This is a genomic window from Streptomyces sp. CBMA29 (assembly GCF_014596445.1).
Taxonomy (GTDB): Bacteria; Actinomycetota; Actinomycetes; order Streptomycetales; family Streptomycetaceae; genus Actinacidiphila.
Genome location: NZ_MECL01000045.1, coordinates 1 through 9,929, shown reverse-complemented (window position 1 = coordinate 9,929; position 9,929 = coordinate 1). Strand labels below are relative to the sequence as shown.

At 72.8% G+C, this 9,929-nt stretch carries 9 protein-coding genes and 2 pseudogenes; 6 read left to right on the top strand and 5 right to left on the bottom strand.

The window, feature by feature from the left end:
* The 3 genes and pseudogenes from BGM09_RS06790 to BGM09_RS06780 all read left to right on the top strand — a co-directional run.
* Positions 1-298, top strand: a pseudogene (locus BGM09_RS06790) (hypothetical protein); the annotation flags it as partial.
* A gap of 257 nt (positions 299-555) precedes the next feature.
* Complete coding sequence (locus BGM09_RS06785; RefSeq protein WP_188280518.1) at positions 556-1,545, top strand: malate dehydrogenase; 990 nt, start codon at positions 556-558, stop codon at positions 1,543-1,545.
* A gap of 62 nt (positions 1,546-1,607) precedes the next feature.
* Positions 1,608-2,087, top strand: coding sequence for a GNAT family N-acetyltransferase (locus BGM09_RS06780; RefSeq protein ID WP_188280517.1), 480 nt, complete (start codon positions 1,608-1,610; stop codon positions 2,085-2,087).
* Positions 2,088-2,114: 27 nt separating this feature from the next.
* Here the strand turns inward: BGM09_RS06780 and BGM09_RS06775 are convergent, their stop codons facing one another.
* The gene (locus tag BGM09_RS06775; protein ID WP_188280516.1) at positions 2,115-3,581 is read right to left on the bottom strand and encodes a PLP-dependent aminotransferase family protein; all 1,467 of its coding nucleotides are present in this window, start codon (positions 3,579-3,581) and stop codon (positions 2,115-2,117) included.
* A gap of 49 nt (positions 3,582-3,630) precedes the next feature.
* On the opposite strand from BGM09_RS06775, the gene BGM09_RS06770 reads away from it, so the two are divergent.
* Entirely contained in the window at positions 3,631-4,119 is a 489-nt protein-coding gene (locus tag BGM09_RS06770) for a carboxymuconolactone decarboxylase family protein (RefSeq protein WP_188280515.1), read from the top strand.
* Between the two features lie 59 nt (positions 4,120-4,178).
* On the opposite strand, the gene hemC is transcribed toward BGM09_RS06770, so the two are convergent.
* The 4 genes from hemC to trpS all read right to left on the bottom strand — a co-directional run bounded on the left by hemC (position 4,179) and on the right by trpS (position 7,779).
* The gene (hemC, locus tag BGM09_RS06765; protein ID WP_188280514.1) at positions 4,179-5,117 is read right to left on the bottom strand and encodes a hydroxymethylbilane synthase; all 939 of its coding nucleotides are present in this window, start codon (positions 5,115-5,117) and stop codon (positions 4,179-4,181) included.
* A gap of 165 nt (positions 5,118-5,282) precedes the next feature.
* A complete protein-coding gene (locus BGM09_RS06760) occupies positions 5,283-5,912 on the bottom strand; it encodes an LUD domain-containing protein (RefSeq protein WP_188280513.1) in 630 nt (209 codons plus the stop codon).
* 125 nt (positions 5,913-6,037) lie between these two features.
* Entirely contained in the window at positions 6,038-6,619 is a 582-nt protein-coding gene (locus BGM09_RS06755) for a 2'-5' RNA ligase family protein (RefSeq protein WP_188280512.1), read from the bottom strand.
* Between the two features lie 146 nt (positions 6,620-6,765).
* Positions 6,766-7,779: a tryptophan--tRNA ligase gene (gene trpS, locus BGM09_RS06750; RefSeq protein ID WP_188280511.1), complete on the bottom strand. Its 1,014-nt coding sequence runs from the start codon at positions 7,777-7,779 to the stop codon at positions 6,766-6,768.
* A gap of 263 nt (positions 7,780-8,042) precedes the next feature.
* On the opposite strand from trpS, the gene rocD reads away from it, so the two are divergent.
* Both rocD and BGM09_RS06740 read left to right on the top strand, forming a co-directional pair.
* The gene (gene rocD / locus BGM09_RS06745; RefSeq protein WP_188280519.1) at positions 8,043-9,227 is read left to right on the top strand and encodes an ornithine--oxo-acid transaminase; all 1,185 of its coding nucleotides are present in this window, start codon (positions 8,043-8,045) and stop codon (positions 9,225-9,227) included.
* 457 nt (positions 9,228-9,684) lie between these two features.
* Positions 9,685-9,929, top strand: a pseudogene (locus BGM09_RS06740) (hypothetical protein); the annotation flags it as partial.

The following is a 9,929-nucleotide window of genomic DNA, read 5'->3' as shown; positions in this document are numbered from 1 at the left end:
CATGACGGGCGACGGCCCGCCGTCCGCCGGTCCGCCGGGAACGCCCGCTGCCACGGCCGCCCAAGGCTCCGGCACCGCGCCGGGCGCCGGCGCCCCCGGCGCCGTACCGACCGATTCGGTGTCCCCTTCGGCGCCCGCCTCCGGAGGAACCGTTTCTCCTACGGATACGCCCACCGGTCCGGCGTCCTCCACCCCGCCCGCGACCGCGACGGCGACGGCGTCCCCGACCGCCACCGGCCGCGGCGGCCTGTGCCTCGGCCTGCTCGTCGTCAACCTCTGTCTGGGCGGCCAGGGCTGAGGCGCGCGGACCCGCGGGGCACGGACCCGCGGGGCACCGCGCGGAAGCCAGGACGCGGGCCCCGCACGGCACGGGAACGTCACCCGACGGCCTTCCCGGTGACCGGGGCCACACGCCCTCGCGTCACCGTCGGCGCCGCCGCGCGATAGCCTGACGGACGGCTCTCTTGACGCCGAGAGAGCCACGTTCCGGGGCCGCTCGGGCCACTGCCGGGGCGGCAATGCCAGGTACCCGCAGGAAAAGGCCAGGAGAAGGCAATGACTCGCACCCCCGTCAACGTCACCGTCACCGGAGCGGCAGGCCAGATCGGCTACGCCCTCCTCTTCCGCATCGCCTCGGGCCACCTGCTCGGCGCGGACGTGCCGGTGAGGCTCCGTCTGCTGGAGATCCCCCAGGGCCTGAAGGCCGCGGAGGGCACCGCGATGGAGCTGGACGACGCCGCCTTCCCGCTGCTCCAGGGCATCGACATCACCGACGACCCGAACACGGCCTTCGACGGCGCCAACGTCGCGCTGCTGGTCGGCGCCCGCCCGCGCACCAAGGGCATGGAGCGCGGCGACCTGCTCTCCGCCAACGGCGGCATCTTCAAGCCGCAGGGCAAGGCCATCAACGACCACGCGGCCGACGACATCAAGGTCCTGGTCGTCGGCAACCCGGCGAACACCAACGCGCTCATCGCGCAGTCCGCCGCCCCCGACGTACCGGCCGAGCGCTTCACCGCGATGACCCGCCTGGACCACAACCGCGCCATCGCGCAGCTCGCGAAGAAGACCGGGGTGCCGGTCTCGGAGATCAAGAAGCTCACCATCTGGGGCAACCACTCGGCGACCCAGTACCCCGACATCTTCCACGCCGAGGTCGCGGGCAAGAACGCCGCCGAGGTCGTCAACGACGAGCAGTGGCTGGCCGACACCTTCATCCCGACCGTCGCCAAGCGCGGCGCCGCGATCATCGAGGCGCGTGGCGCGTCCTCCGCCGCCTCCGCCGCGTCGGCCGCCCTCGACCACGTCCACACCTGGGTCAACGGCACCGCGGAGGGCAACTGGACCTCCATGGGCATCGTCTCCGACGGTTCCTACGGCGTCCCGGCCGGTCTCATCTCGTCCTTCCCGGTCACCACGAAGGACGGCGCGTTCGAGATCGTCCAGGGCCTGGAGATCAACGAGTTCTCGCGTGCGCGGATCGACGCGTCCGTGAAGGAGCTGGAAGAGGAGCGCGCCGCCGTGCGCGAGCTGGGCCTCATCTGAGTCCCGTACTTTTCTGCCGGTAAGGGGTGCCGCCCTGGTGCGGGGCCCCTTACGTTTGCCCCATGGACGTCATCCTGCGCGAGGTACGCGACTCGGACCTGCCCGTCTTCTTCGTTCAGATGCAGGACCCCGAGGCGGTGCGGATGGCCGCGTTCACCGCTGAGGACCCGTCGGACAGCGCCCGCTTCCACGCCCACTGGGCCCGTATCCGCGCCACCCCCGGCGTCGTCAACCGCACGGTCGCCGCGGCCTCCGACGGTACGGTCGTCGGCCACGCCGCCGTCTACGGGCCGCCCGAGGAGCGCGAGGTCACGTACTGGATCGGCCGCGAGTTCTGGGGCCGCGGCGCCGCCACCGCCGCCCTCCGCCAACTCCTCGCCGTCGTCCCCGAACGCCCCCTGCACGCCCGCGCCGCCGCCGACAACCCCGGCTCCCTCCGGGTCCTCCACAAATGCGGCTTCCACCCCGCGGGCACCGACCGCGGCTTCGCGAACGCCCGTGGCGAGGAGATCGACGAAGTCCTCCTCACCCTCCCGGCCTGACCCCAACTCCCGTCGCCGCAAGCCCTCTTACCCGGGGGCCAGGATCTCGCAGAGACGGGACAGGGCGCCGGAGAAGGCGTGGTCGGGGGGTGTGGCGTAGCCGATGACGAGGGACGCGGGGGCGCGGGCGGTCGGGGCGCCGTAGACGGGGAGGCCGCTCAGGGCCAGGCCGAGGGCGTGGGCGCGGTCCACGAGGGCTTGCAACGGGCCTGATTCCGGGGGGAGTTCGAGTACGGCGTGCAGGCCGGCGGCGATGCCGGAGACGCGGACGCGGGGCGCGTGTTCCGCCAGGGCCGCCACCAGGCGGTCGCGGCGGGCGCGGTAGCGAAGGCGCATGCGGCGTACGTGGCGGTCGTACGCGCCCGATCCGATGAATTCGGCGAGGGTCAACTGGTCGAGCACCGGCGAGTGGTGGTCGGCCATCCGCTTCTCGCGCACGACCGCGTCCAGCAGGTGCGGGGGCAGCGCGAGCCACGCCAGCCGCAGTCCCGGCGCGAGGCTCTTGCTGGCTGTGCCCGCGTACACGACGTGTGCGGGCGCGAGGCCCTGGAGGGCGCCGACGGGCTGCCGGTCGTAGCGGAACTCCCCGTCGTAGTCGTCCTCCAGGATCACCGCGCCATTGCTCCGCGCCCACCCCGTGACGGCCGTACGGCGACCGGGGGACAGCGGCACGCCGGTCGGGAACTGGTGCGCGGGGGTCAACAGCACCGCCTGCGCAGAGCCGTCCAGCCGGTCCACCCGCGCCCCGTCGCCGTCCACGTCCAGCGGCACCGTCTCAAGTCCCGCCGTACGCAGCAGCGTTCGCGTGTCGGGGAAACCCAGCGCCTCGACGGCGATCCGGCGGGCGCCCCGGCCGTACAGCGCGCGGGCCAGCAGACCGACGCCCTGCACGTACCCCGTGCAGATCATCAGGCGCTCCGGGTCGGTCCGCACCCCGCGCACCCGCGCGAGATACGTGCTCAGCGCCGCCCGCAACTCCGGCCGCCCGCGCGGGTCGGTGTACCCGAACGCCTCGTTCGGCGCCGCCGCCAGCGCCCGCCGCGCCGCCGCCGACCACGCGGCGCGCGGAAAGGACGACAGGTCGGGCGAGCCGGGCCACAGGCTGTACGGGAGGCCGGTCGCGTTGTCCGGCACCATTTCGACCGGGGCGACGGGCGTACGGCGTACGGGGGCGCTCTCCGCCCGGCCGGGGACCGCCGCCGGGCGCGGCGCCACCGTCGTGCCCGAACCCTGCCGTGCGGTCAGCCACCCCTCGGCGACGAGCTGCGCGTACGCGTCCGCGACCGTGTTGCGCGCGAGGCCCAGATCCCCGGCCAGCACCCGGCTGGACGGCAGGCGCGTACCGGGGGAGAGGCGGCCGTCGCGTACGGCCTCGCGCAGGGCCCGCTCAAGACCTGCCCGCGCGCCGCCGCCCGCCGCGGCCCGCGCGGCGGGGAGGTCGAGCAGCAGGTCGTAGTCGGCGGTGCGCTCACCGCGAGTGGCCCAGTCGTCCATGCGCCAAGTGGACCACGGCGTGGAGCCACTTTCCTCCTACGGTGGAGGCATGACGACGACGACCGATGCCACCGACACGGACACCGTTCCCGCGCCCGCTCGCCGGATCGACCTCCGCGACAAGGCCCCCGACTTCTACGCGGCCATGGCCGCCCTCGACAAGGCCGCCGCCCACGGCCTCGACCCCGCCGTCCGCGAACTCGTCCGCGTCCGGGTCTCCCAGCTCAACGGCTGCGCCTACTGCGTCGACAAGCACAGCGCCGACGCCCGCGCCCTCGGCATCACCGAGCAGAAGCTGCACGGCGTCACCGTCTGGCGCGAGACGCCCTTCTTCACCGCCCGCGAGCGCGCCGCCCTGGCCCTGGCCGAGGCCGTCACCCACCTCGGTGACCACGGCGTCCCCGACGCCGCCTTCGACGAGGCCGCCCGGCTCTTCGACGCCGACGAATTCCCCCGGCTCCTGGCCATGTGCGTCACCATGAACGCCTGGAACCGGATCGGCGTCTCCTGCCGGATGTCCCCGGCGGTCCGCGCGTAGGACGCGATACGGCCGAGGTTCACGTCACGCGTCGGGCGGCGGTACGGCCGCCGCTCGCATCACGCGTCGCGGTGGCGCACCGCGTCGAGCACGGAATGCGCGCCCTGCGCGACGACTTCCGCGGCCAATTCCTTTCCGAGCTTTTCCGGCTGCCGCGCCGGACCGCTGACGGCGGCGGAAATCTGCGTCCTGCCGTCGAGTGACGTGACCTGTCCGAACACCCGGAGATTTCCGTCCGGGCCCAATTCGGCGTAACCCCCGACCGGAACGCCGCACCCGCCGTGCAATTCGGCCAGGAACGCGCGTTCGGCGCGGACCCGCGCGTCGACGCGGGCGTCCCCGGCGCCGGCGAGCAGGTCGCGTACGGCGGTGTCGTCCGCGCGGATCTGGATGCCGAGGGCGCCCTGGCCCGGACTCGGCGGGAAGCGGTCGAGCGGCAGCACCTCGCCCACGGCGCCGTCGAGGCCGAGGCGGCGCAGGCCCGCCAGGGCCAGCACGACCGCGTCCAGCCCCTCGGTCGCCAGCTTCTCCAGGCGCGGCGGTACGTTGCCACGAATCGGCACGATCCGCAGGTCGGGGCGTACGGCGAGGAGTTGGCCGATCCGGCGGGCCGCCCCCGTACCGACCCTGGCCCCCTCCGGCAGCCCGGCGAGCGTCGCCCCGCACAGCGCGTCGGCCACGTCCTCGCGCCCCGGCGGCGGCAACAGCGTCAGGCCCGGCGGATTCGACGTCGGCAGGTCCTTGAGGGAGTGGACGACCACGTCCACGTCGCCGCGCGCCAGTGCGGCCTCCTGCTCCGTGCTGAACGCCGAACCGCCGCTCCCCGCCGACACGTCGGCCAGCGGTGAGCGCCGGTCGCGGTCGCCGCCCTCCACGATCACCCGATGCGTGAAGGTCACCTCGGGAAACCGCTCCCTCAACGGCGCCAGATATTCGCGCACTTGCGCCCTGGCGAGGTCGCTCCCGCGTGATCCGACAATGCAACGGCCGTGCTTCATATTCGCCAATTGCCCATGCCTCCAAGCGTTTCCGCTTCACCCTAAACCCGGCCGCCACCTCCTTTTGCACACACGATGTCGGAAACGCGCTCCCGTGAACCGGCCGTGAACCGGCTGCGCACCGGCCGTGCGCCGACCGTGCACCGGCCGTGCACCTGCCGTGCCTCAGAAACCGACGGGCTCGCGGAGCAGCAGTACGGTGCCGCGCCCCGGCACGTACTCCGCGTTGAGGACCAGGAGCCGGTTCACGGTGCTCGGCCAGCCGTGCACCTCCATGGTCCTGGCGCTCTCCAGCGGCAGACAGTGCTCCTCCACCCGGCGCAGCGCCGTCTCCAGGTCCGGCACCACCTTCTGCGCGCCCACCACCCAGATCGCGCGCCCTGCCCCGCCCGCGTACCCGGGCAACTGGCTCCCGCTGCCCGACGCGATCACCAGCGACCCCGTCTCGGTGACGGCCGCGACGCTCCCGACGCTGACGTCAGGACCGGCCAGCGCCCGCCGGATCGCGTCCGCCTCGCTCGCCCGGTCCATGGCCAGCACGCGCGGCTTGACCGCCTCGTACCGCCCGCTCCCGTTGATGTCCTCCTCGATCCCGGACAGCCGCAGCGTCTCGCTGGCCCCGGTGAACACGCTCGCGCCCCGCGGGATCAGCTCACCCACCCGGACCCGCGCGGCGGCCACGTCGTCGAGGATCTCCACGTCGAAGCCGTGCAGCACCAGTGCCCGCGCCGCCCGCTCCAGCCGCTCCGCCTCCGCCGCTTCCGTGAACGTGGCGGCCGATGTCCGCGTACCCATGATCACTCCCCGCTTCCTGTCCGACCCGACGCATCAGCGCACCGCCCGTGCGCGGGCGGTGCGCTGTCTTGTCGCACGGAAGCGGCCGGATGTGACCGATGCGGCCGAGCGGGCCCCGGACGCCGTTACAGGCGCGTCGGGGCCTTGGCGGACTGCTGGCGGGGGACGGCGGAGAGGCCCTCGCGGCCGAAGGGGTACTCGCGCATCTTGCGCCAGACGCCGTCCTCGCCCTGCTCGTAGAGGGCGAAGCTGATCGCGGTCCAGGCGGCGGAGAAGGCGGCGAGCTCGGACTGGGCCCGGTCCATGGCGGGGCCGGGGATGCCGTGGGCGACGGTGACGTGCGGGTGGTACGGGAACTGGAGCTCGCGGGAGACGGGCCCCGAGCGGACCTGCTCCTGGAGCCGGGCGCAGCCGTCGCCGCCGTCGGCGAGGCGGACGTAGACCACGGGGGAGAGCGGCCGGAAGGTGTCCGTGCCGTGCAGCCGCATCAGGAACGGGCGGCCGTCGGCGGCGACCTGGGCGAGGTGGCGGCGCAGCGCCGGAAGCGTGTCGCAGCCGACCTCGGTGGGCGGCAGCAGCGTGACGTGGGTGGGGATCGCGTACGCCGCCGGATCGCCGAAACCGGCGCGCCGCTCCTGGAGCAGGCGCCCGTACGGCTCCGGGACCGCGATGGACACGCCGATCGTGGTGGTCGTGGTGGTCCCCACTGCGCTCACCCCTTTCCCCGTTCAGCCGGCCGCGTGGTCACCCCCGCGCGATGACCCCGCATGGTCATACAGCCATCATGCGGGACAATCATGCGAGAGCGGAAAAGTCCTCCCCGTAACGTGCTCAGCAGCGCCCCGTACCGTACTCAGTGCTTGGCGGGCAGGAAGCCGACCCGGTCGTACGCCCCGGCCAGCGTCTCCGCCGCCACGGCGCGCGCCTTCTCGGCACCCTTCGCCAGCACCGCGTCCAACGTCTCCGGGTCCCCCAGATACTCCTGCGTACGCGCCCGGATCGGTGTGACCCACTCCACGAAGATCTCCGCGAGGTCGGTCTTCAGCGCACCGTAGCCCTTGCCCTCGTACCGCTCCTCGAGTTCCGGAATTCCGGTACCGGTGAGCGCGGAGTGAATCGTGAGGAGATTGCTGATGCCTGGCTTGTCTTTTTCGTCATATTTGATGACCGTGCCGGTGTCCGTCACCGCGCTGCGGAACTTCTTCGCCGACGCCTTCGGCTCGTCCAGCAGGTTGACCAGGCCCTTCGGCGACGCCGCCGACTTGCTCATCTTGGCCGTCGGGTCCTGGAGGTCGTAGATCTTCGCGACCTCCCGCACGATGTGCGGCGCCGGGATGGTGAAGGTCGGACCGAAACGCGTGTTGAACCGCTCCGCCAGGTCCCGGGTCAGCTCGATGTGCTGCCGCTGGTCCTCGCCGACCGGCACCGCGTCCGCCTGGTACAGCAGGATGTCCGCGACCTGGAGGATCGGATACGTGAACAGGCCGACGGTCGAGCGGTCCGCGCCCTGCTTGGCCGACTTGTCCTTGAACTGCGTCATCCGGGACGCCTCACCGAAGCCGGTCAGGCAGTTCATCACCCAGCCGAGCTGGGCGTGCTCGGGCACATGGCTCTGGATGAACAGCGTGCAGCGGTCCGGGTCGAGCCCGGCGGCCAGGAGCTGGGCGGCGGCCAGCCGCGTGTTCGCCCGCAGCTCGGCCGGGTCCTGCGGCACGGTGATCGCGTGCAGGTCGACCACCATGTAGAAGGCGTCGTGCGTCTCCTGGAGCGCCACGTACTGGCGGATCGCCCCCAGGTAGTTCCCCAGGTGGAACGAACCGGCGGTGGGCTGGATACCGGAAAGCGCGCGCGGGCGATCTGTTGCCATGTCCATCATTCTCTCAGGTGGTGACCCCGCTCCCATACCCCTGGCGGACACCACCTGGCCGCCGTCGGTGAGGTTTCGCCGTGATCGCGGCGAGCGACGATAGAAAGGGGCGTCACCCCGCCCCTTCGCCCTGGCCTCCGACGTACAACGAACGGAGAACGCACGTGACCACCACCACCGCAGGTCCTTCCGGCACCGCAGGCACCGCCGGTCCTTCCGGCACGGCCGGCACGACCGGTACCGCCGGTACGACCGGCGCGCGGATCGCCGCCGCCGAGGCGCACAGCGCGCACAATTACCACCCGCTCCCCGTCGTGGTCGCCACGGCGGAAGGCGCGTGGATGACCGACGTCGAGGGCCGCCGCTACCTCGACATGCTCGCGGGCTACTCGGCGCTGAACTTCGGCCACGCCAACCCCCGGCTGATCGCGGCGGCCAAGGCACAGCTCGACCGGGTCACGCTGACCTCCCGCGCCTTCCACCACGACCGCTTCGCGGACTTCTGCACGCGGCTCGCCGAACTGTGCGGCATGGAGATGGTGCTGCCGATGAACACCGGCGCCGAAGCGGTGGAGACCGCTGTCAAAACGGCGCGCAAGTGGGGCTACCGGGTCAAGGGCGTACCGGACGGCCGGGCAAAGATCGTCGTGGCGGCCGGAAACTTCCACGGCCGCACCACCACGATCGTCAGCTTCTCCACCGACCCCGAGGCCCGCGCGGACTTCGGCCCGTACACCCCCGGCTTCGTGACCGTCCCCTACGGCGACCTCGCCGCGCTCGAAGCGGCCGTGGACGACGAGACCGTCGCCGTGCTGCTGGAGCCGATCCAGGGCGAGGCGGGCGTTCTCGTGCCGCCGCCCGGATATCTCGCCGGGGTGCGCCGGGTCACCGCCGAGCGCGGGGCGCTCTTCATCGCCGACGAGATCCAGTCCGGCCTCGGCAGGACCGGCCGCACCTTCGCCTGCGAGCACGAGGACGTCGTCCCCGACATGTACGTCCTCGGCAAGGCGCTCGGCGGCGGCGTCGTGCCCGTCTCGGCCGTGGTCTCCTCCCGCGACGTCCTCGGCGTCTACCGCCCCGGCGAACACGGGTCCACCTTCGGCGGGAACCCGCTGGCCTGCGCCGTCGGGCTCGAAGTCCTCGCCATGCTGCGCACCGGGGAGTACCAGGAGCGCGCCGCCGAACTCGGTGACCACCTGCACCGCGAGCTCTCCCTCCTCACCGGCTCCGGCAAGGTCACCGAGGTGCGCGGGCGCGGGCTATGGGCCGGGGTCGACATCGATCCCGCCGTGGGGACCGGCCGCGAAATCTCCGAGCGGCTCATGGCGCTCGGGGTCCTTGCCAAGGACACCCACGGCAGCACCATTCGGCTGGCGCCGCCGCTCACCATCTCCGAGGCCGACCTCGACTGGGGGTTGGCTCAGCTCCGCGCTGTGCTCGGCGTCTGACGCGGGTCGGTGCCGGGGCGGGGTACCTCCTCGAAATGCGTCGTCCTGGTCTTCCCGTTCTCGGTGCCCGGCGAGCCGGCGCCCGACCCTCCACGGAGCCGGCCCACCGCCTTCCCCGCCCCGGGCGGACGGTTGGGCGTCGTGGGACCTGGCCCCCCTCACACCCTCCTCTGCCAGAGCGGACCGTCGGGCGCCGACGGGCGCGGAGGGGACGGTGCGGGGTGCCCCCGCAGAAATGCGTTGATCGCCGGGTGCCGAATGCGTAGAGAGCAGGACGACGCATTTCGAGGAGGTGCCCCGTGCCGGTACCGACCAGGCACAGGCGGCACCCGCAGACGACCAAAGCGCCCGCACGGGTGGGCGGGTGGGCAAAAGAAACAGGTCCCGGCAGAGCCGGGGATGGAGGGCGGCGGGCCGTCGGTGCTCGACGCCTTAGAGTCGAACCGTGCTTGTGGGAATGGTGTGTGCGCTGGGTGCGGCCGTGTGCTTCGGGGTGGCGTCGGTGCTCCAGGCGGTGGCGGCGCGGGCGGCGGCGGAGCCGGGTGGCGGCGCGGGCTCGGCGGTCGACGCGCGGCTGCTGGTCAGGGCGCTGCGGGAGTGGCGCTACGTGGCGGGCCTGGGCCTCGACGGAGTCGGCTTCGCGCTGGAACTGGTCGCGCTGAGGTCGCTGCCGATCTACGCGGTGGGCGCGGCCCTGGCGGC

Coding starts and splice junctions, on each gene's coding strand:
- BGM09_RS06785 (WP_188280518.1), top strand. CDS start 556: ATGACTCGCACCCCCGTCAACGTCACCGTCACCGGAGCGGCAGGCCAG.
- BGM09_RS06780 (WP_188280517.1), top strand. CDS start 1,608: ATGGACGTCATCCTGCGCGAGGTACGCGACTCGGACCTGCCCGTCTTC.
- BGM09_RS06775 (WP_188280516.1), bottom strand. CDS start 3,581: ATGGACGACTGGGCCACTCGCGGTGAGCGCACCGCCGACTACGACCTG.
- BGM09_RS06770 (WP_188280515.1), top strand. CDS start 3,631: ATGACGACGACGACCGATGCCACCGACACGGACACCGTTCCCGCGCCC.
- hemC (WP_188280514.1), bottom strand. CDS start 5,117: ATGAAGCACGGCCGTTGCATTGTCGGATCACGCGGGAGCGACCTCGCC.
- BGM09_RS06760 (WP_188280513.1), bottom strand. CDS start 5,912: ATGGGTACGCGGACATCGGCCGCCACGTTCACGGAAGCGGCGGAGGCG.
- trpS (WP_188280511.1), bottom strand. CDS start 7,779: ATGGCAACAGATCGCCCGCGCGCGCTTTCCGGTATCCAGCCCACCGCC.